The 20,751-nt window shown below is 28.5% G+C and carries 20 protein-coding genes; 15 read left to right on the top strand and 5 right to left on the bottom strand.

Annotation, left to right across the window (positions count from 1 at the left end):
- The 6 genes from WC168_RS05775 to WC168_RS05750 form a co-directional block, all read left to right on the top strand.
- Positions 1-1,179, top strand: a 1,179-nt coding sequence (locus WC168_RS05775; protein ID WP_372618070.1) for a putative nucleotidyltransferase substrate binding domain-containing protein, incomplete at its 5' end; no start/stop codon positions are given.
- Positions 1,172-1,795, top strand: coding sequence for a 3'-5' exonuclease (locus tag WC168_RS05770; RefSeq protein WP_066160547.1), 624 nt, complete (start codon positions 1,172-1,174; stop codon positions 1,793-1,795). The genes WC168_RS05775 and WC168_RS05770, both read left to right, overlap by 8 nt.
- 2 nt (positions 1,796-1,797) lie before the next feature.
- Positions 1,798-2,739 carry a cation diffusion facilitator family transporter gene (locus WC168_RS05765; RefSeq protein ID WP_372618068.1) on the top strand — a complete coding sequence of 314 codons (942 nt, stop codon included), beginning with the start codon at positions 1,798-1,800 and terminating at the stop codon, positions 2,737-2,739.
- Positions 2,740-2,821: 82 nt separating this feature from the next.
- Positions 2,822-4,012, top strand: coding sequence for an acetate/propionate family kinase (locus tag WC168_RS05760; RefSeq protein WP_066160543.1), 1,191 nt, complete (start codon positions 2,822-2,824; stop codon positions 4,010-4,012).
- A 161-nt stretch (positions 4,013-4,173) separates the two neighbouring features.
- The gene (gene pta / locus WC168_RS05755; RefSeq protein WP_066350406.1) at positions 4,174-5,169 is read left to right on the top strand and encodes a phosphate acetyltransferase; all 996 of its coding nucleotides are present in this window, start codon (positions 4,174-4,176) and stop codon (positions 5,167-5,169) included.
- A gap of 28 nt (positions 5,170-5,197) precedes the next feature.
- Positions 5,198-6,406: an acetate/propionate family kinase gene (locus WC168_RS05750; RefSeq protein ID WP_129098017.1), complete on the top strand. Its 1,209-nt coding sequence runs from the start codon at positions 5,198-5,200 to the stop codon at positions 6,404-6,406.
- A gap of 62 nt (positions 6,407-6,468) precedes the next feature.
- Here WC168_RS05750 and sppA read toward each other — a convergent pair whose 3' ends face one another.
- The 3 genes from sppA to aroQ are packed head-to-tail and all read right to left on the bottom strand — an operon-like array spanning position 6,469 to position 9,058.
- Positions 6,469-7,353, bottom strand: a complete 885-nt coding sequence (sppA, locus tag WC168_RS05745) for a signal peptide peptidase SppA (protein ID WP_372618066.1) — start codon at positions 7,351-7,353, stop codon at positions 6,469-6,471.
- Positions 7,346-8,575 carry a metal-dependent hydrolase gene (locus WC168_RS05740; RefSeq protein WP_372618064.1) on the bottom strand — a complete coding sequence of 410 codons (1,230 nt, stop codon included), beginning with the start codon at positions 8,573-8,575 and terminating at the stop codon, positions 7,346-7,348. Before WC168_RS05740 ends, sppA begins: the two co-directional genes overlap by 8 nt.
- A gap of 3 nt (positions 8,576-8,578) precedes the next feature.
- Positions 8,579-9,058 (bottom strand): type II 3-dehydroquinate dehydratase, encoded by a 480-nt coding sequence (gene aroQ / locus WC168_RS05735; RefSeq protein WP_066160530.1) that lies wholly within the window; start codon positions 9,056-9,058, stop codon positions 8,579-8,581.
- Positions 9,059-9,131: 73 nt separating this feature from the next.
- Between aroQ and WC168_RS05730 the strand changes: the two genes are divergently transcribed.
- From WC168_RS05730 to mnmA (WC168_RS05715), 4 genes are read left to right on the top strand one after another with little or no spacing between them, the layout of a single operon-like run.
- On the top strand, positions 9,132-10,154 hold the full coding sequence (locus tag WC168_RS05730) for a M24 family metallopeptidase (protein ID WP_372618061.1): 1,023 nt from the start codon (positions 9,132-9,134) through the stop codon (positions 10,152-10,154).
- Between the two features lie 18 nt (positions 10,155-10,172).
- Entirely contained in the window at positions 10,173-10,649 is a 477-nt protein-coding gene (gene folK / locus WC168_RS05725; RefSeq protein WP_066160522.1) for a 2-amino-4-hydroxy-6-hydroxymethyldihydropteridine diphosphokinase, read from the top strand.
- Between the two features lie 22 nt (positions 10,650-10,671).
- A complete protein-coding gene (gene mnmA, locus WC168_RS05720) occupies positions 10,672-11,775 on the top strand; it encodes a tRNA 2-thiouridine(34) synthase MnmA (RefSeq protein WP_372618059.1) in 1,104 nt (367 codons plus the stop codon).
- An 11-nt stretch (positions 11,776-11,786) separates the two neighbouring features.
- Entirely contained in the window at positions 11,787-12,824 is a 1,038-nt protein-coding gene (mnmA, locus tag WC168_RS05715; protein WP_372618057.1) for a tRNA 2-thiouridine(34) synthase MnmA, read from the top strand.
- Between the two features lie 32 nt (positions 12,825-12,856).
- On the opposite strand, the gene WC168_RS05710 is transcribed toward mnmA (WC168_RS05715), so the two are convergent.
- Positions 12,857-14,038: an Opr family porin gene (locus tag WC168_RS05710; RefSeq protein WP_372618055.1), complete on the bottom strand. Its 1,182-nt coding sequence runs from the start codon at positions 14,036-14,038 to the stop codon at positions 12,857-12,859.
- A gap of 178 nt (positions 14,039-14,216) precedes the next feature.
- Between WC168_RS05710 and WC168_RS05705 the strand changes: the two genes are divergently transcribed.
- The 3 genes from WC168_RS05705 to lepA all read left to right on the top strand — a co-directional run bounded on the left by WC168_RS05705 (position 14,217) and on the right by lepA (position 18,176).
- Complete coding sequence (locus tag WC168_RS05705) at positions 14,217-15,149, top strand: ribose-phosphate pyrophosphokinase (RefSeq protein WP_066154215.1); 933 nt, start codon at positions 14,217-14,219, stop codon at positions 15,147-15,149.
- A gap of 72 nt (positions 15,150-15,221) precedes the next feature.
- Entirely contained in the window at positions 15,222-16,241 is a 1,020-nt protein-coding gene (locus tag WC168_RS05700; RefSeq protein WP_105913743.1) for an OmpA family protein, read from the top strand.
- 147 nt (positions 16,242-16,388) lie between these two features.
- On the top strand, positions 16,389-18,176 hold the full coding sequence (gene lepA, locus WC168_RS05695; protein WP_372618052.1) for a translation elongation factor 4: 1,788 nt from the start codon (positions 16,389-16,391) through the stop codon (positions 18,174-18,176).
- A gap of 23 nt (positions 18,177-18,199) precedes the next feature.
- Here lepA and WC168_RS05690 read toward each other — a convergent pair whose 3' ends face one another.
- On the bottom strand, positions 18,200-19,051 hold the full coding sequence (locus tag WC168_RS05690; RefSeq protein ID WP_372618050.1) for an MBL fold metallo-hydrolase: 852 nt from the start codon (positions 19,049-19,051) through the stop codon (positions 18,200-18,202).
- 94 nt (positions 19,052-19,145) lie between these two features.
- Between WC168_RS05690 and WC168_RS05685 the strand changes: the two genes are divergently transcribed.
- Both WC168_RS05685 and WC168_RS05680 read left to right on the top strand, forming a co-directional pair.
- Complete coding sequence (locus WC168_RS05685; protein ID WP_105914549.1) at positions 19,146-20,087, top strand: AraC family transcriptional regulator; 942 nt, start codon at positions 19,146-19,148, stop codon at positions 20,085-20,087.
- Positions 20,087-20,659 carry a ComF family protein gene (locus WC168_RS05680; RefSeq protein WP_372618047.1) on the top strand — a complete coding sequence of 191 codons (573 nt, stop codon included), beginning with the start codon at positions 20,087-20,089 and terminating at the stop codon, positions 20,657-20,659. The genes WC168_RS05685 and WC168_RS05680 overlap by 1 nt, the downstream gene beginning before the upstream one ends.
- The last annotated feature ends 92 nt before the right edge of the window (positions 20,660-20,751 follow it).

Below are 20,751 nucleotides of genomic sequence, written 5' to 3'. Positions count from 1 at the left end.
TTAATTTATATAAATGAAGATGATTTTTTATTTAATGCTCAACTTCAAATGGCAAAACATGGATTAAAAAGAGTAGTTGTAAAAAATGACCATGATGAGATTGTAGGAATTCTTGATCAAATATCTCTTTCATCATTTTTTGCAACAAATACTTTTGCAGTTTCAAATCAAATTATTAATGCAGAGACCTTAGATGAGTTAAAAGAGGCTTCACACTCATTTATAAAAATAATTAAATCACTAAATGCAAAAGGTGTAAAAATAGAGTTTATCTCTAAGTTGATAAACCAACTAAACAAAAAACTTCTTGATAAACTATATAAAATTTTAGCACCCAAAGAGCTTATTGGAAAATCTTGTTTAGTTGTAATGGGAAGCGAAGGAAGAGCTGAACAAATACTTAGAACTGATCAAGACAATGCACTTATTATTTCAGATGATTGCTCTATTAGTGAAGAGAAACTAAGAGAATTTACTCATCTTTTTACAGAGACTTTAGTTGATTTTGGATTTCCTAGATGCGAAGGAAATATAATGGTTTCAAATCCATATTGGTGCAGAAAGCAGAGTGATTTTAAAGAGCTTATTTATGAGTGGGTAAATAGTCCAAGTGGTGATAACTTTATGAATATTGCAATATTTTATGATGCACTTTGTGTATCTGGAGATATTGAAATTATTAAAGAGTTAAAAAATTATCTATTTAAAATATCTTCAAACTCTCAAAGTTTTTATACAAATTTTGCAAGAGTTATAAATAGTTTTGATGTTCCTTTAGGGTTTTTTGATGGTTTTGTATTTAATAGCAAAGATGAAAAACATAAAGATGAGATTGATATAAAAAGAGGTGGTATTTTTATAATTGTTCAAGGAATTAGATCTTTAAGTATTCAAAATAGAGTTTTAAATACAAATACAATAAAAAGAATAAATAGCTTAAAAGAGTTAAAAGTTTTAGATGATGAGAGCGCAAAAGAGTTGATTATGGCATTTAATATTTTAAATAGTTTAAAACTAAAAGCTAGTTTAGAGAAACTTGATAAAAAAGAGAAGATAGATAATTTTGTAAATCCAAATAGATTAACAATTATGGAAAAAGATTTACTAAAAGACTCTTTTAAAATAGTAAATAAACTAAAAAAACGATTAGAAAACCACTTTAAGCTTAACTATGTTTAGAAATATTTCAAACTATTTTAATAAAAAAAATTTAAAAGATAAAAAATATAGTTTTTTATTTGATAAACCTTTAAAAAATGAGTATGCTTGTTTTGATTGTGAAACAACAGGATTAAATCCACAAATTGATGATATTATCTCTATTGGTGCTGTAATTATAAAAGATAATACAATAGTTTCAAGTAAAAAGTTTGTAAGATATATTAAACCTAAAAACTGCTCTTTAGATGAAAAATCAATCAAAATACACCATATAAGAGAGTGTGATTTAAAAAATGGATGTGAAATAGAGGATGTGATTTTAGATTTTTTAGAGTTTATAGGAAATAGAACTTTAGTTGGATATTTTTTAGATTTTGACAAAAATATGATAAATAAATACCTAAAACCACTATTGGGAATAACTCTACCAAATAGAAGTATAGAGGTATCTGAGATTTATCACGATTTTAAAATTGAGTTAATCCCTCAAAGCTTTGTGGATTTAAAATTTAAAACTATAGTAAATGATTTAGATATTCCAGAATTTGGAAATCATGACTCTTATAATGATGCAATAATGACTGCAATGATATTTTTAAAACTAAAAAATCATCCAAATGTAAAAATAAAATAAATATGAATTTATCAAAATTTAAATCAGAAAAAGAGATACTAAAACTCTCTATATTTACCACAATTTTTTTAGCAATTCTTGGTTTGATTTTTGGTCTGCTAGCTAGTTCTGCAACTATTATTTTTGATAGTATTTATGGAATGATAGATGCTTTAATGACTATTTTAGCACTTGTTGTTGCAAAATTAATTACAGCTTCAACTTCAAAAGATATTGTCTCAAATAGACTTGAAAAACATTTTACAATGGGATTTTGGCACCTTGAACCAATTGTTTTAGGAGTAAATGGAATACTTTTAATAGGTGCTTCAATTTATGCTTTTATAAATGCAATTGATAGTATTTTGCTTGGAGGAAGAGAGATTATCTTTTCTTATGCAATTATTATAACTGCTATTTCTATTGTAGTTGAGATTACTTTGGGAATTTTTATAAGAAAAGCAAATAAAGATATTAATTCTGAATTTTTAAAATTAGACTCTATTAGTTGGTTGATTTCAGCTTCCATGTCTTTTGCTTATCTTATAGCTTTTGGTTTTGGATACTTTGTAAAAGATGGAGAACTCTCTTGGATTACACCATTTATTGACCCATTTATTCTAATTTTTGTATCAATTTTGGTAATTCCAATGCCTTTTAAAACTGTTAAACAAGCACTTGCAGATATTTTGCTTGTAACTCCATCTTCTTTAAAAAATCATGTTGATATTGTTGCAAAAAATATTGTAAATAAATATAAATTTGACTCTTTTAGATCCTATGTTGCAAGAGTTGGAAGAGGAAGACAGATCGAACTTTATTTTATAGTTCCAAAAAGTTGGCCAGCAAAAAAACTTGAAGAGTGGGATATGCTAAGAGATGAGATAGAGAAAGATTTAGGAAAAGAGGATCCAAATCTTTGGCTTACAATAGTTTTCACAACTGATTTTGAGTGGGCAGAATAAAAAAATTATTTAAGTTTTAATTTGATATTATTTCAAAAAATTAATTATAAATTTTAATATAAATTTAAGAAAAAGGATAGAAATGTTGATTTTCGTTTTAAATGCAGGTTCTTCTTCACTAAAATATCAATTAATTGATATAAAGTCTAAAGAGCTAAAAGCTAGTGGTTTAGTTGAGAGAATCGGTATTGATGGGATTTTAAAACATGAAATTGGAGAGAATAAAAAAATTACTTTTGAACTTCCAATTCCTACACATAAAGAGGCAATTGAATTAGTTCTTAGAATTCTTACAAATGATGAGACAAAGGTTATAAACTCTATTGATGAGATAAAAGCTATTGGACACAGAGTTGTACATGGTGGAGAGTATTTTAAAGGCTCTGTTATTGTTGATGATGAAGTAATTAGAAAAATTGAAGAACTAATTCCACTTGCTCCTTTGCATAATCCTGCAAATATTTTGGGTGTAAAAATTTGTCAAGAGTTAATGCCAAAAGTTCCAAATGTAGTAACTTTTGACACAGCATTTCATCAAACTATGCCAATGGAAAACTTCTTATATGCAGTTCCTTATGCTGATTATACAGAGCATCACTTAAGAAAATATGGATTTCATGGAACAAGTCACTACTATGTATCACAAGAGGCTATTAAGCTTTTAAATAAAAAAGATAGCAAAGTTATCGTTTGTCATCTTGGAAATGGATCATCTGTTTGTGCTGTTAAAGATGGAAAATCAATTAGCACTTCTATGGGTCTTACTCCACTTGAAGGTTTAGTAATGGGTACAAGAAGTGGAGATATTGATGCTGGTGTTATTCCATATTTAATGGAAAAAAAAGGTCTATCTCACACACAAATTCTTGATTATTTAAATAAAAAATCAGGGATTCTTGGAGTTTCTGGAGTTAGTTCAGATTTAAGAGAGGTTATAAAAGCTGCTAATGATGGAGATAAAAGATCTAAAATAGCAATTACTATGTTATGTGATAGAATCAAAAAATATCTATGCTCTTATGCTGGACTTATGCATGGTGTTGATGCTATTTGTTTTACTGCTGGAATTGGAGAAAACTCTGATTTAATTAGAGAAAAGGTTTGTGAAGGTTTAGAGTTTATGGGAATTGAGATTGATAAAGATAAAAACTCAAAAAGAGAGAAAGGAAACAAAGAGATAAATACAAAAAACTCTAAAACAAAAATCTTTGTTATTCCTACAAATGAAGAACTTGTAATAGCAACTGATACTTATAATCTACTAAAAAAGTAAAAATCTTATAAAATAATTTAGAGCAAAATGTAAAATCTACACATTTTTGCTCTTTTTTTTACAAAAATTCACTCAAAAAAAAGCTATTTTTGTGCTACTTTAATGCTATTTCTTTTAACTATAATTTTTTCTAAATTTGAATAAAGAAAGGATATTGCAAGATGGGTTTAATTGAAAATATTAAAGCAAAAGCAAAACAAAATTTAAGAACTATCGTTCTTCCAGAAAGTGAAGATGAGAGAGTTTTAAAAGCTACTGAGCAAGTTTTAAAAGATAAGACTGCAAATATCATTTTAATAGGAAATGAAGATACTATAAAAGCAGACTCTGCAAAATGTGGTGCAAATATAGAAGGTGCAAAAATCATAGATCCAAAAAAATTTGCAAATATAGATAGATATATTAATGAGCTTGTTGAACTTAGAAAAAGTAAAAATCTTTCAAAAGAAGAAGCTACAAATTTAATGTTAAACGAACCAAGATTTTTTGGTTGTATGATGGTAAGACTTGGTGATGCTGATGGTTTAGTTGCAGGTTCAAACTCTCCAACTGCTGATGTTTTAAAAGCTGCAATTCAAGTTATTAAAACAGCACCTGGTATAAATACTGTTTCTTCTACATTTATTATGGAAACAGCTGATGGTAAATTTGGAGACAATGGTCTAATTTTATTTGCAGATTGTGCTGTTATTCCAGATCCAACATCTGAACAATTAGCAGATATTGCAAGTGCAACTGCTGCAACTGCTGCTAGTGTTGTTGGACTTGAACCAAGAGTTGCAATGTTAAGCTTCTCTACAAAAGGAAGTGCTGCTCATCCACTTGTTGATAAAGTAACAAATGCTTGTGATATATTAAAACAAAGAGGTGTAAATTTTGAATTTGATGGTGAACTTCAAGCTGATGCTGCAATTGTTGCAAGTGTTGGTTCTAAAAAAGCTCCTGATTCAAAAGTTGCAGGAAAGGCAAACATTTTAGTATTCCCTGATTTACAATCTGGAAATATAGGTTACAAACTGGTTCAAAGATTTGCAAATGCAGAGGCTCATGGACCTATTATTCAAGGTTTAAATAAACCTGTAAATGACCTTTCAAGAGGTTGTTCTGTTGAAGATATTTCAAATTTAGTAGCTATTACAGCAACACAAATTAAATAAAAAATTAAATTTCAAAAAAAGGAAAAATATGTTAGTTTTCGTATTAAATGCAGGAAGTTCTTCGGTTAAATACCAATTAATGAATCCAGTTATTAAAAAAGTTTTTGCTTCAGGAATTTGTGAAAGAATTGGTATAGATGGTGTTTTAAAACATGAGTATAAAGATGGGAAAAAACTTGTTTTAAATATTCCTATGCCAACTCACAGAGAAGCTATTAATGCTGTTTTAACTACTCTAACAAGTGGAGAAGGTAAAGTTATTGACTCAATTAATGATATTGAAGCAATAGGTCATAGAACTGTTCATGGTGGTGAAGAGTTTGCTAGTTCTGTTTTAATTACTCCTGAAGTAATTGATGCTATGAAAAGATTATCTCCATTAGCTCCTTTACATAATCCTGCAAACATTACAGGAATTGAAATTTGTCAAGAGTTAATGCCAGGTAAACCAAATGTTGGTGTATTTGATACGGCATTTCATCAAACTATGCCAGATTATGCGTATATGTATGCACTTCCTTATGATCAATATACAAAACATGGTATTAGAAAATATGGTTTCCATGGAACAAGCCACTACTTTGTATCAAATGAAGCAAGAGCTATGTTAGAGAAAAAACACAATACTAGAATTATTGTTTGTCACTTAGGAAATGGTTCATCTGTAAGTGCTGTATTTGATGGAAAATGTATTGATACATCTATGGGATTAACTCCTGTTCAAGGTCTTATGATGGGAACTAGAGTTGGAGATATTGGAGCTGGAGCTATTCAATATATGATGAAACAAGAAGATATTACTATTGATCAAGCACTTGATATTATGAATAAAAAATCAGGAATTTTAGGAATCTCTGGAAAATCTTCAGATTTAAGAGAAGTTTTAGATGGTATGGCTCAAGGTGATGATAGATGTAGACTTGCTATTGATATGGTTGCATATAAAATCAAATCTTATGTTGGAGCTTATGTTGCAGCATTAAATGGTGTTGATGCACTTTGTTTTACAGGTGGAATTGGTGAAAATGCAGCATTAATTAGAGAGAAAGTTTGTGCTGGTCTTGATGCTATGGGACTTGTAATGGATCCAACTAAAAACAATGTTAGATCAAGTGAAGCTAGAGATATCTCTACAAATGCATCACCTGCAAGAATCTTTGTAATTCCAACTCAAGAAGAGTATGTAATAGCAAATGATACTTACAATATTGTTGCTGGTGGAAGTAGAAGAAAATAATCTTTATTTTCCTCTTTAAAAAAGGTAAAGATTTTTCTCTTTACCTTTTTTTATTTTATATATTAAATCGCTTTTAAACTACTTGAAAAACTCATCACAATTTTAGAGATAGTCTCTGTTAAAAACTTATCCATAAATTTCTCAAATTTATCCTCTTTTTTCCAAACAGCTTTTTCAACTTGGCTTAGTTCTATTAAACTATTTTTTGCAAAAGTTATATTTGAAACCTCATCTACAAGTCCAACATCTTTTGCCATTTGTGCTGTAAAAACTTTTGCATCTGCAAAATTTTGTTGATTTTTAATATTCAAATTTCTAGCAGTTGCAACATCTAAAACAAACATATTATATGTACTATTTATTAATTTTTGAAGCTCTTTTTGCTCAAAATCAGTCCACTTTCTAGTAATTGTTCCACTCTCTTTATATTTTCCAGCTTTTACAGTTTGAGTTTGAACTCCAACTTTTTGTAAAAGTTCACTTGCATCAAATCCTTGCATAATAACTCCAATAGAACCAACAATTGTTCCAGGATTTGCAATAATTTTATTGGCCCAAATAGATGCATAGTAACTTCCACTTGCAATTGTTCCACTTGCATATACAACAACTGGTTTTAACTCCTGCAACTCTTTTATAGCTAATGCTATTTCAATAGATGGAGCAACAGCACCTCCTGGACTATTTACAAACAGTAAAACACCTTTTATATTTGTATCATTTTTAGCTTTTTCAATATTTTCTAACACTTTTGTAGGATCAACTATCTCACCTATTAAATCTATTTTTTGCAAGTTTGCAAAATTGTTGCTCATAAGTTCTTCATCATTTGAGCTAAAAAATAGAAAATATACAATTGTTAAAAAAACAATAGTTTTAAAATATTTTGTAACAAAATCTAAAAACCAAATAACTGGTGAAAAAAGTTTTTTTATAAAATCAAACAAACTCTCCTCCTATAATAACTCTATTTATCTCTTTTGTGTGTAAAATTATGTGCATATAAATATCTTCTATATCCTCTATATTTGAAGGAAGAGAAAAACCTATAATATCTGCATCATAACCATTTTCTAATCTACCTTTACTATTTTCAAAACCTAAAGCTTTTGCTCCACCAACAGTTGCAGCTTTTAATAAAATTTTTGAAAATTTAACTATATTTTTTTCATAATGAATATGTAATAGTGCTCTTAACTCATCAAACATACTTAAAGAGCTATTTGAACTAAGTCCATCTGTTCCAATACTTAAATTTATATCTTCTAATTTATCTAAATCTAGTCTGCTATTATTTAAAAATCTATTTGAAACAGCACAGTGATTTATAGATGCATTTAACTCTCTTATTTTACTAAGCTCCTCTTTTTTTGCCTCTACACAGTGAGTAAAAGATAAGTTTCTTACTCCATTAAATAGATTTAAAAACTCCATTGGTCTGTTTGTAGCTGTTGATTGATTTAAAAAATTTGTAAAAAACTCTAAAAAGCTTCCTTTATCTTTTCTAAGCCACTTTTTTTCTTCAATTGACTCTAAAAAGTGAGAAGTAACCACTGTATTATCAATCTTTGCTAGATTTAAAACCTCTCTTGTTAAAAATGGATGAACTGAATATGGTGAGTGAATTGCAATTGCAGCTTTAAAATTTTTGCTATTGTGTTTTTGTGCTTCATAAAATCGTGCTTTAAAATCAGCAAAAAGTGCATCTATCATATCTGGCTTTGATCCAATTACTTCACAAAAAAATATCTTATTTATTGGACTTTTTAAAATAGCTTCCAAATCAAAAGAGTATGAAGAGATTGCACCAATAGTTGTTGTTCCACTTCTTAAAATATTATCTAACTCTTTTTTAATTAAAGATGTCTTTGCTTTGTTTATTAAAGGCTCTCTATATTTTATAACAGAGTTTAACCAATCATAAAAATTTCCATATTTAAGTGTAGTTTTATTTGCACTAAACTCCAAATGAAGATGTGAATTTATAAGTCCTGGCATTAATACAGAGTTTGCTCCTAAATCAACAACTTCAAGATGAGTATATTTTCTTTTTATAAAACTATATGTGGCTACCTCTAAAATCTTATCATCAAATACAACAGCACCATCTTTTATAACTTTAAAATTCTCATCAAATGTTAAAAGATATTTTGCTTTTAAAATTTTCATAAACTATTTTTGCTCTTGTTGTTGTGCTCTTGCTTCATTTACAGCTTTTATCTCATTTACAATTTGAACTAAAGATATCATTCCTAAGTGGTAACCAAAAGCTCCAAATCCAGTTATTACTCCAGTACTTGCACCTGCCGTTACAGATTTTTGTCTAAACTCTTCTCTTTTGTATATATTTGAAATATGAACTTCAACAACAGGAAGATTAACAGCACTTAAAGCATCTTTTATTGCAATTGAAGTGTGCGAATATGCTGCTGGATTAATCATAATTGCATCAACAGTCCCTAAACACTCTTGAATTCTATCTACAATCTCACCCTCTAAATTTGATTGAAAAAACTCTAATTCAACTCCATTTTGTTTTGCAGCATTGTTTAGCTGCTCATGAATTTGATCCATTGTCATTCCACCATAAATATGTTGTTCTCTAATTCCTAACATATTTATATTTGGTCCTTGAATTACTGCTATTTTCATATTATTTTCCTTTTATTAATTTTGGGTAAGATTATATTTAAATTTTTGTTAAAGCTTACTATAAGGGATATTTGTGAATTTTATTTTAAAAAATGAGAATGCGATATATTATGAAGTTAATTTTTCTTGTGATAATGTAATTTTTTTAAATTTAGGAAGTGAAAAGTTTTTTATTACAGATGCTAGATATACAATTGAAGCAAAAGAGTATGCAAAAAATTGTGAAGTTATTGAAAGTGCTAATCTAATTGAGAGTGCTAAAGAGATTTTGAAAAAAAATCTTATCAAATCTATAACTTTTGATCCAAATGATTTTACTTTTTTAGAATATAAAAATTTAGTAAAAAATTTAGATATAGAGTTTGTTGAAGAGATAAATTTTTCAAAAACAAAAAGATTAATAAAGAGTGATTATGAGATAAAACTTCTTAAAAAAGCATCATCTTTAGGAAAAGATGGTTTTAAAGAGTTTGCAAAATATATTAAAAATAGTGGATTTAAAAAGAGTGAAAAAGAGCTATATTTTAATGCTTACAAATTTATGAGTCAAAAAGGAGAGCTTGAAACCTCTTTTAATCCAATTGTTGCAATAAATGAAAATGCAGCAAAACCTCACGCACTTCCTACAAACAAAAGATTAAAAAAAGATGATTTAATTTTAGTTGATGCAGGAGTTAAATATAAAAGATACTGCTCTGATAGAACTTGTACTAGTGTTGCAAATTTTGATAACTTTAATTTTGAAAGAAAGCAAACTTTTAAAAATAAAAAGCATCAAAAAATTTATGACATTGTATTAAAAGCTCAAGAAAAATCTATAAAAGAGGCAAGAGCTGGAATGAAAGCTTGTGAAATTGATAAGATTGCTAGAGATTTTATCTCTCAAGCTGGTTATGGAAAATATTTTGTGCATAGCACTGGTCATGGTGTTGGACTTGATATTCATGAGTTTCCAAATATAAATAGCAAAAGTGAGCTTATAATTGAAGATAATATGGTATTTACAGTAGAACCTGGAATTTATATTCCAAATGAGTTTGGTGTAAGAATTGAGGATACAGTTTATATAAAAAATGGCAAAGCTGAAATTTTATAAATAGAAAAAGAGAGAAATTTGAAAAAAAAATTATCACCTAATTTAACACTTTTTTATACACCAAATTTTCCAAAAATTTTTAATATTAGTTCAAACAAAAAATATAGTGTAACTATTGGAGTTGGGGGAAATATTGGAGATACAAAAAAAATATTTGATAAATTAATCTTATGTTTAAAAAAAGATTCAAGATTTACTTTACTTAAAACTTCCCCTCTTTTAAAAAATCCTCCATTTGGTTTTTTAGAACAAAGTGATTTTTTAAATGGTATAATTCGTCTTCAAACAGATCTTTGTGCATTTGAGTTTTTACAAGCTATGCAAAGATATGAAAAAAAATTTGGAAGAAAGCGATCCTTTCAAGATGCGCCTAGAACCTTAGATATAGATATTATATTTTTTGATAAAAAAAAGATAAACTCAAAAAATTTAATTATACCTCACAAAAATTGGGCAAATAGAGAGTCTGTGATTATTCCTTTAAAATATATATAAAAATCTTTTTAAAGGTAAAAAAATGAATAAAAATAAAAGAGTAGTTGTAGGAATGTCAGGTGGAGTTGATTCATCTGTTACAGCCTTATTGTTAAAACAACAAGGTTATGATGTTGTTGGACTATTTATGCGAAACTGGGAGTATGGAATAAAAGGTAGCCAGTGTCCTAATCGTATAGAGTTTGAAGATGCAAAAAAAGTTGGTGCATTAATAGGTATTGAAGTATTAGGAAAAGATTTCGTAAAAGAGTACAAAGATAGAGTTTTTGATATATTTTTAGAGGGTTTAAAACAAGGTCTAACACCAAATCCAGATATTTTATGTAACAAAGAGATAAAATTTAATCTATTTTTAAATGAAGCAAAAAAGATGGGTGCCAAGATGATTGCAACTGGGCATTATGCGAAAATTGCAAAATACAAAGACCATTTTGTACTAGATACTCCAAAAGATAGCTCAAAAGATCAAACATATTTTTTACATGCACTATCAAGTGAACAGCTAAGTCATGCTATGTTTCCACTTGGAGATTTAACAAAAAAAGAGGTTAGAGAGATAGCAAGAGAGCATAATCTACCAGTTAGCGATAAAAAAGATAGCACTGGAATTTGTTTTATTGGTAATCAAAAATTTGATGAGTTTATTACTCAACACTTACAAGCAATCCCAGGTGATATTATTGATGAAAATGGAAAAGTTTTAGGAAAACACAAAGGTTTAGTTTGTTATACATTAGGTCAGAGAAAAGGTATAGGTCTTGGTGGACTTAAAGGCAATGAAAATGAAAACAATACTCATAAACCTTGGTTTGTAGCTTCTAAAGATATAGTAAATAACACAATAACTGTTGTTCAAGATACAAATCATCCGTTACTAATGAGTAAAACTGTTGAAGCAAAACAGATGCACTGGGTACTAGAAGTTGCACCAAAAGTTGGAGATAAGTTAATGGCACAAGTTAGATATAGACAACAAAAGCAAGCTTGTACGGTTGTTGAGGCAAGTGAGGAAAAAGTAATTGTAGAGTTTGATAATCCGCAAAGAGCTGTAACTCTAGGGCAAAGTCTTGTTTTATACTCAGGTGATTATTGTCTTGGTGGTGGCTTTATAAGCTTTTACAAATAAAAAGGTAAAAGATGAGTAAACAAAAAATAATGGTTGGAATGAGTGGAGGAATTGACTCATCAGTTACAGCTTATATCTTACAAAAAGATGGATATGAAGTTGAAGGAGTTTATCTAAAACTTCATGATAGAACTGATGGTTACCACGAATCAAATTTAAGTTATATTGATGGGGTTGCAAAATTTTTAGGTATAAAATATCATATTTTAGATTTATCCAAAAAATTTAAAAAAGATGTTTATGACTATTTTGTAAACTCTTACATAGATGGAAATACTCCAAATCCATGTGTAAAATGTAATAAAAATATAAAATTTGGTGCAATGCTTGATTTTGCAAAAGAGCAAGGAGCTTCATTTCTTGCAACTGGTCACTATGTAAAAACTGATGGTAAATTTTTCTATGTTGCAGATGATTTATCAAAAGATCAAAGCTATTTTTTATCTCAAGTTCCTAAAGAGGCTATTGCTTCTATGATGTTTCCTCTAAGTAACTACAAAAAAGAGGATATTATAAAACTTGGTGCAAATTTAGATGTAACTTATAAAAAGATAACAGAAAAAAATGAATCACAAGAGATCTGTTTTGTAGAAACTGTTTATACTGATATTATAAAAAAACACGCAAATATAGATATTGAAGGTGATGTTTTAGACCAAAATGGAAATATAGTAGGAAAGCATAAAGGTTATGCACACTATACAATTGGAAAAAGAAAAGGATTTACAGTTAAAGGTGCTCAAGAGCCTCATTTTGTTTTAAAATTAAATCCAAAAGATAACACTATTATTGTTGGTAAAAAACCAGCTTTAGAAGTTAATGAAGTTGTTGGAGAAGAGCTTAATATGTATATTGATGATAAAGAATTCTCATGTGGTGTAAAATTAAGATATAGAAGTAATACAATTTTATGTGATGTTGAAATTATTAATGATAAAGCAATTATAAGATTAAAAGAACCAGCTTTTGGAGTTGCTAGTGGACAACTGGCTGTTTTTTATGATGAAAATAGAGTAATAGGAAGTGCTTTTATAAAAAGTGCAAAATAATTAAAAGTGGAAATCCACTTTTAATTATTTAACTAAAATTTATACTCAACACTAGCTAAATATTTATTATAGTCTGTCTCACCACTTGCTTGGTCAGCATCTACATTTACATACATAATATTTGTATTTAAATTTTTTGTGAAATTATATCCAGCACTTAGATTTAACTCTTTTTCTTTCAATCCAGAGCTTGCCGCATCATATCTTGTAATTCCATACAAAGCACCAAAGTCAAAATCATAAATTGAATAACCCAAAGAGCCATAAATAGTTCTAGCATCTAAAGTATATACTTGATTTCCATCTTCAAATGGTGAAATATTATCTCCATAAGAAGTTATAATATCAGCTCCACCTTTTTTACTTGTTTTTATTAAACCAACTGCTGAAGTTAAATCTTCAAAATTACCATTTAACTCAAAATGTGCTACATAACCATCATTTTCTGAACTATTATTAGTTTTATATTCATTAGTTAAGCTACTCTTTGCATATTGTGCAATAGCTCCAAAATGTTCTAAATTATAAGAAGTTTTTAAACCATAAAATTTTACTACATCTGGAATTTGGTAGTAGTAAGGATTTATTTCCAATCCCTCTAAACTCTCATTTTTAATATCAACTACATAAATACCTTTATCATGTGGTTTATAAAAGTCTTCACTTGTATCAATTCCTGATTCAGCTTTTCTATTTGAAAATGCTAAAGATACAGTAGTATCAGGAATTGCTGTAATCTCGGCAATAGCTCCTTGTTGATAATCTGTAAGCCACTCTAATTCACCTTCATATCTACCTGCTTTAATTAATAACATCTCATTTAAAGAGTATTGTAAATATGCTTGAGTTATTAAAGCATTGTTTTCAAAAGGTCCTTCGTTTTTTCTATCATCTTTGTGTTTTTCACCAAGTTTAATATTTCCTTTTACTTGAGTTCCTAAACTAAAACCATAAAAACTAGCAGTGTTATATCCTAAAGTTAAATTACCATTACCAAATGCAAAATCTCTAGATTGATCTTTATTATCTTGAGTTAATCCAAATAGTGCTATGCTTCCCTCGATTTTACCATTCTTGAAAGCTTCATCTATAGAGTTTGCATTTTCTATATTATCTTTCTTTAAAGGAGCATCAACTTCTTTGTCAAAAGCTGAAGCAGCAAACATTGTACTTGATAACATAATAGTTGAAACAACTAAACTTAATTTTTTCATAAATACTCCTTTAATTAATAATCTAAATGATACTTGTTATCATTATTTTTAGATTTTGGAATAATACAGTTTTTTTTATTAATACTTTATTAATCTTTTATTAATAATTAACAAATTTTTATTAAGTAGATTTTTGCTACTATTTTAAATAGAAAAATCAAAAATTAGAGGAATTTTTATGTCTACTTTTAAACTCTTTAGTGGAAGTGCAAACCCTGAATTTGCAAAAAAAGTCGGTGAATACTTAGGAATGAATGTATCTGATGCTAAATTAAATAAATTTAGTGATGGTGAGATATCTGTTCAAATAACTCAAAGTGTAAGAGGTCAAGATGTTTATATTATTCAACCAACTTGTGCTCCTACAAATGATAATTTAATGGAACTTTTAATAATGATAGATGCACTTAAAAGATCAAGTGCTAAATCAATAAATGCCGTAATTCCTTACTACGGATATGCAAGGCAAGATAGAAAAGCAGCCCCAAGAGTGCCTATTAGTGCAAAATTAGTTGCTGATTTATTAGAAAAAGCTGGAATAAATAGAGTTGTAACTATTGATTTACATGCTGCTCAAATTCAAGGATTTTTTAATATTCCTGCTGATAATCTTTTTGGTTCGATTCTTTTTGTAAACTATATAAAAAGTAAAAATTTAAAAAATCCAATTATTGCAAGTCCAGATATTGGAGGAGTTGCAAGAGCTAGACAATATGCTGATAAATTAGGTTACGATTTAGTAATAGTTGATAAAAAAAGAGAAAAAGCAAATGAGTCTCAAGTTATGAACATAATTGGCGATGTAAAAGGTAAAGATGTTATTTTGGTAGATGATATGGTTGATACTGCTGGAACTTTAGTAAAAGCTGCTGAAGTTTTAAAAGAAAAAGGAGCTAACAGTGTTATGGCTTGTTGTACGCATGGAGTTTTAAGTGGGCCTGCTTATGAAAGAGTTGCAAATGGTGTTTTAGATGAATTAGTTATCTCAGATACAATTCCAACGAAAAAAAATGCAAAAAAAATAACTGTGCTAACAGCTTCAACAATTATAGGTGAAGCCATAAGAAGAATACATAATAACGAATCAGTAAATTCGATTTTTAACAATTAAGCAAAAGTTAATAAAAAATTAATAAATTATTGATATAATTCGCGTATTGTAATTTAAAATTAAGGAAAATAAATGAAAAAAATATTACTATCTTCATTAGCTTGTGCATCTTTAGTACTTGCTGCAAATAGTGACTACAAATATGAAATCACTCCATTAATCGGTGGAGCTCTTGGTGAAGGTAATCATAGTTTAGAAAGAAACTATGCAAATGCTGGATTAGCTTTAGGTTTTAATCAATCAGAAGATTCATTAATTGATCAATTTGAATTAGGTTTTTTAAGAACAGTTCAAGATGTTGATGGAAAAAATTCTGTAAGAAATCAAGATACTTCAATTACTAGAGTATTTGGTAACTTAGTTAAAGATTACGGTTTAACTACTGATTTATCTTTATACGCATTAGCAGGACTTGGAGTTGAGTTTTTTGATAATGAATTAACTAAACACCAAAAAGATGGTCTATTTGGAAACTATGGGGTTGGTTTAAAATATCAATTAACAGATGCAATGGCTTTAAAATTTGATTTAAGACATTTAATATCTGCACAAAACGGAGACAGTACTTTGTTATATAACTTTGGTTTAGCTATTCCTTTTGGTGAAAAAGCTGCAAAAGTTGCTCCTGTAGCAGTAGCTGCTCCTGTAGCTGCAAAAGCTGCTCCAAAAGATAGCGATGCTGATGGTGTTATTGATGAACTTGACAAATGTCCAGATACAATGAGAGGTTCAAAAGTTGATACTGTTGGATGTATGACTCTAGTTAATTTAAATGTTAATTTTGATACAAATAAATCTGAAATTAAAGATATTTATGGAACAAGAATTCATGATTTTGCAAAAGCTATGAATACAGATAAAAAATTAAAAGCTGATATAGAAGGTCATACAGACTCTGTTGGTTCAGATAAATATAATCAAAAATTATCAGAAAGAAGAGCAGCTTCAGTTGTTAAAGCTTTAACAGAATTAGGTGTTGAAAAATCAAGATTAAAAGCTGTTGGTTATGGAGAATCTAAACCTATAGCTTCTAACGAAACTGTAGAAGGTAAAGCAGAAAACAGAAGAGTACACGCTGTAATGACTAAATAATTTAAGTTTTCTACTTAAATTTTCAAAAGGGGCTAGAAATTCTAGCCCCTTTTTTTTATTCTAAAAATTATTTAACAAAAAACTTACCGCTTTTTAGATATAATCTTGCCACTTTACAAATTATCTTTTAAATTTATAGGAAAAAAATTGCAAAAAAATATTAGAAACTTTAGTATCATAGCTCACATTGATCACGGTAAATCAACACTTGCAGATAGAATTATTCAAGAGTGTGGTGGAATAAGTGATCGTGAAATGACCTCTCAAGTTATGGACAATATGGATATAGAAAAAGAAAGAGGTATTACAATAAAGGCTCAAAGTGTTAGATTAAACTACACTTTAAATGGAGAAAAATATATTCTAAATCTTATAGATACTCCAGGCCATGTTGACTTCTCTTATGAAGTAAGCCGTTCTTTAGCATCATCTGAAGGGGCATTGCTTATTGTTGATTCAACTCAAGGTGTTGAAGCACAAACAATAGCAAATGTATATATTGCAATGGATAATGACTTAGAACTTCTTCCAGTTGTTAATAAAATAGATTTACCAAGTGCTGACCCTATGAGAGTTTTAGCTGAAGTTGAAGAGGCTATTGGAGTTGATTGTACAGAGCATAATTTAATAAGTGCAAAAACAGGACTTGGAGTAAAAGAGCTTATTGAAGCTATTATTAAAAGAGTTCCATCTCCAATTGGAGATGATAGTGCACCTACAAAAGCACTTATTTATGACTCATGGTTTGATAACTATCTTGGAGCTTTGGCACTTGTTCGAGTTTATGATGGAAGTATCAAAAAAGGTCAAACTTTAAAAATGATGAATACAAAAGTTGAGCATCAAGTTTTAAGTTTGATGTATCCGCACCCTCTAAAAAGAGAAGATACATTAGAGATTAAAACAGGTGAGATTGGTATTGTTGTACTAGGTCTTAAAACTTTAGATGGAATTGCTGTTGGTGATACAATGACTGATGCAAAAAATCCAACTGCACAGATTATTGATGGTTTTGAACCTGCTAAACCGTTTGTATTTGCAGGACTTTATCCTATAGAGACTGATAAATTTGAGGATTTAAGAGAGGCTTTGAATAAACTAAAATTAAATGACTCTTCAATATCTTTTGAACCTGAAAGCTCAGCCGCTCTTGGAAGTGGATTTAGAACAGGTTTTTTAGGAATGCTTCATATGGAAGTTATTAAAGAGAGATTAGAGCGAGAGTTTGACTTAGATTTAATAGCAACTGCTCCAACAGTTATTTATGAAGTTTTAAAAAGAGATGGAGAAAAAATAACTATTCAAAATCCAAGCGAGCTTCCTGAACCAAACTATATTGAATCAATTTTAGAACCTTATGTAAAAGCTACAATTTTAGTTCCTGATGAATTTTTGGGAAATGTTATAAAACTTTTAAACGATAAAAGAGGAATTCAATTAAAAATGGATTACATAGGAAAAAGAGTTTTTCTTGAGTACGACTTACCTATGAATGAAATTGTTATGGATTTTTATGATAAATTAAAATCTACAACAAAAGGTTATGCCTCTTTTGATTATGAGCCAGTTGGCTTTAGACCAGGAATTTTGAAAAAACTTGATGTTAGAGTTGCTGGAGATATAGTTGATGCACTTTCAATAATAGTTCCTGAAGACAAGGCTGTTTCAAGAGGAAGAGAGTTTGTAAAAGCTCTAAAAGAGCTAATTCCTAGACAACTTTTTGAAGTTGCAATTCAAGCTAGTGTTGGAAGCACAATAATTGCTAGAGAGACTGTAAAATCTATGGGTAAAAATGTAACTGCAAAGTGTTATGGTGGAGATATTACAAGAAAAAGAAAACTTCTTGAAAAACAAAAAGCTGGTAAAAAAAGAATGAAATCTATAGGAAAAGTAAATGTTCCTCAAGAGGCTTTTATGGCTGTTTTAAAAATATAATATATAGAGAAATTCTCTATATATTAAAACTGCAAACTCTCTCCATCTTTTGGGATAAATACAAAATCTTCCATTCCCTTTTGTTTTGAATACTCTTTTAATTCATCTCTACTTAAGGCACTATGATTTACAGCTTCCATATGAACAGCAATAATTTTAGCTTTTGGTGCAACTTTATGAGTAGCCAAAACTTCCTCTTTTGTCATCAAGATTGAGCTTCCATCTCCTAATTGTGCATCTCCTGAATTTAATATAATAATATCTGGATTATAATTTTTGATTACGTCTTCTACATCTTTATTAAAAACTGTATCTCCTGCTAAATATATAGTTTTTTCATTTTTTGCACTAACAACAACGCCACTAACTTCTCCTAATTTCTCTTTATATTTAGAAACTAACTCTTGACTTCCATGCAATCCACCAGTTATTGAAAGTTTTACATCTCCAATAGAGCTATTTTTTGTCATAATTTTTACATTTTTAAAACCTGATTTTTCTAAATATGCTTTATCTTTTTCATCTTGAGAAAACATCAAAATATCTTTTGGAATCGCTTTAATAGCAGTTTCATCTAAGTGGTCAAGATGTGTGTGAGTTATAATTACAGCATCTACATCTTTTAAAATCTCATTTATAGAAAAAGGTAGCTCAACTCTTGGCCAATTTAAATGGCTATTTAAAGTTCCTTCAAAACCTTTGTAAGAATCTTTTGGTGCAAACATTGGATCTACTAAAAAAACTTTTCCACCATAATTTATTTTAACTGTAGCATTTCTTATTTGAGTAACTTCAGAAGCAAGTAAGTGATAACTCAACAAAAAAGATGAAAGCAAAACACTTTTCGCAAATTTATTTAAACTATTTTTTAACATATTCTATCCTTTTTTTTATTTTGTAATTATTTCATATTATGCTACAATTTAAAATAGGTGTTTTTGACATATAAAAGGTTATTTAGGACAAATTATGAATATAGCTATTTTAATTTTAAAAGATGTATTAAAATCGACTGCTTATGGGATAGAAGAGTTATTTCATCTGAACAATATTTCTTGTAAATCAAAAGAAGAAGTTGAAATAAAAACTACTTTTGTAAGCTTAGAAGATACAAAATATTTTGAAACAACTTCTATATCAAACACTATTTATGATGTAGTTATTATTCCACCAACACTTCAAAATGGAATTTTTAATATAAACTCGCAAATTATTGAGTGGTTAAAATATCAACACAACAATAAAGCCATTTTATCTTCAGCTTGTTTGGGAAGTTTTATATTAGCAAAAACTGGTTTATTAGATAATAAATCAGCAACAACTCATTGGGCTTCTGAAGAGTTGTTTAAAAAAGAGTACCCAAATGTAAATCTTGATATAGATAAAATCTTAGTAGATGAGAAAAATATCATAACTGTTGGTGGAATAAATGCTTATTTAGATTTGTGTTTATATATTATTGAGAAATTTCATAGCTGCAAAACTGCAACTCAACTAGCAAATTTAATGCTAATTGACAGAGCTAGAGAATCGCAAAAATCGTATAAGGCATTCTCTACAATTTTACTTTTTGATGATGAAGATATAAAAAACAGTATCTCATATATGAAAGAGAATTTACACAAACAGTTAAATATTTTTGACTTAGCCAACAATATAAATCTTACAGAAAAAACATTCTCAAGAAGATTTAAAAAAGCTCTTAATATTTCGCCTTTACAATATCTAAAAAATTTAAGAGTTGAAAAAGCAAAAGATCTTTTAATCTCTACAAATAGAAGCTTTAGCGATATTACTTTGGAAGTTGGATATTTTGATGAAAATAGTTTTAGAAAACTTTTCAAACAAGAGACATCTTTAAATCCAAAAGATTTTAGAAAAAGATTTCAACAAACTGTGAATTTTTCTTAATGCTGTGCATAACTTGTAATTCAATATCTTTACAAATCATTTGCAAAACTTGTCAAAAACAACTTCTAGCTGCAAACTTTTATAAAAAAGAGCTAGAGAAAGATTTTTTTGTTTACTCTTTTTATGATTACAAAGATTTAGAAGATTTAATTCAAAGCAAATATCACTTCTATGGAGATAGAGTTTTTAATATTTTAGCAAAACTAAGTTTTGCTAAATTTGCTTTAAATTTTGAGTTCACCCACCCTATTTTGGCTCTTCCTATAGATGATCACACAAGACACGATTTCTCTCAAACTGCTATTTTGGCAAAGCATTTAAAAAGTGCTTTTATAAAACCAGTTTTCAACACTTTAAAAGCTACAAATATTGTCAAATATGCTGGAAAAAATCTAGAATTTAGACAAAAAAATCCAAGAAAATTTATCTATAGTGGAGTAAAAAATTGTGATGTAATTTTAGTTGATGATGTTCTTACTACAGGAACAACTATTTTAGAGGCTAAAAAAGCTTTAAAAAAAGAGGGTGTAAATGTTTTGTTTGCTCTTACTCTATGCTCATTTTTAAATTAATAAAAGATATAATCTACGCTTTAAAAGGATTTAGATGTTAGGAATAATAGACTACAATATGGGAAATCTGGCAAGTGTTTATAACGCTTGTT

The organism is Aliarcobacter sp., from assembly GCF_041672065.1.
GTDB classification, from domain to species: Bacteria; Campylobacterota; Campylobacteria; order Campylobacterales; family Arcobacteraceae; genus Aliarcobacter; species Aliarcobacter skirrowii.
This window is presented reverse-complemented; position numbering and strand designations above follow the sequence as displayed.

Bases quoted from the DNA above. Each gene is read 5' to 3' on its own strand.
- WC168_RS05770 (WP_066160547.1), top strand. From the start codon at position 1,172: ATGTTTAGAAATATTTCAAACTATTTTAATAAAAAAAATTTAAAAGAT.
- WC168_RS05765 (WP_372618068.1), top strand. From the start codon at position 1,798: ATGAATTTATCAAAATTTAAATCAGAAAAAGAGATACTAAAACTCTCT.
- WC168_RS05760 (WP_066160543.1), top strand. From the start codon at position 2,822: ATGTTGATTTTCGTTTTAAATGCAGGTTCTTCTTCACTAAAATATCAA.
- pta (WP_066350406.1), top strand. From the start codon at position 4,174: ATGGGTTTAATTGAAAATATTAAAGCAAAAGCAAAACAAAATTTAAGA.
- WC168_RS05750 (WP_129098017.1), top strand. From the start codon at position 5,198: ATGTTAGTTTTCGTATTAAATGCAGGAAGTTCTTCGGTTAAATACCAA.
- WC168_RS05740 (WP_372618064.1), bottom strand. From the start codon at position 8,575: ATGAAAATTTTAAAAGCAAAATATCTTTTAACATTTGATGAGAATTTT.
- aroQ (WP_066160530.1), bottom strand. From the start codon at position 9,058: ATGAAAATAGCAGTAATTCAAGGACCAAATATAAATATGTTAGGAATT.
- mnmA (WP_372618059.1), top strand. From the start codon at position 10,672: ATGAATAAAAATAAAAGAGTAGTTGTAGGAATGTCAGGTGGAGTTGAT.
- mnmA (WP_372618057.1), top strand. From the start codon at position 11,787: ATGAGTAAACAAAAAATAATGGTTGGAATGAGTGGAGGAATTGACTCA.
- WC168_RS05710 (WP_372618055.1), bottom strand. From the start codon at position 14,038: ATGAAAAAATTAAGTTTAGTTGTTTCAACTATTATGTTATCAAGTACA.
- WC168_RS05705 (WP_066154215.1), top strand. From the start codon at position 14,217: ATGTCTACTTTTAAACTCTTTAGTGGAAGTGCAAACCCTGAATTTGCA.
- WC168_RS05700 (WP_105913743.1), top strand. From the start codon at position 15,222: ATGAAAAAAATATTACTATCTTCATTAGCTTGTGCATCTTTAGTACTT.
- WC168_RS05690 (WP_372618050.1), bottom strand. From the start codon at position 19,051: ATGTTAAAAAATAGTTTAAATAAATTTGCGAAAAGTGTTTTGCTTTCA.
- WC168_RS05685 (WP_105914549.1), top strand. From the start codon at position 19,146: ATGAATATAGCTATTTTAATTTTAAAAGATGTATTAAAATCGACTGCT.
- WC168_RS05680 (WP_372618047.1), top strand. From the start codon at position 20,087: ATGCTGTGCATAACTTGTAATTCAATATCTTTACAAATCATTTGCAAA.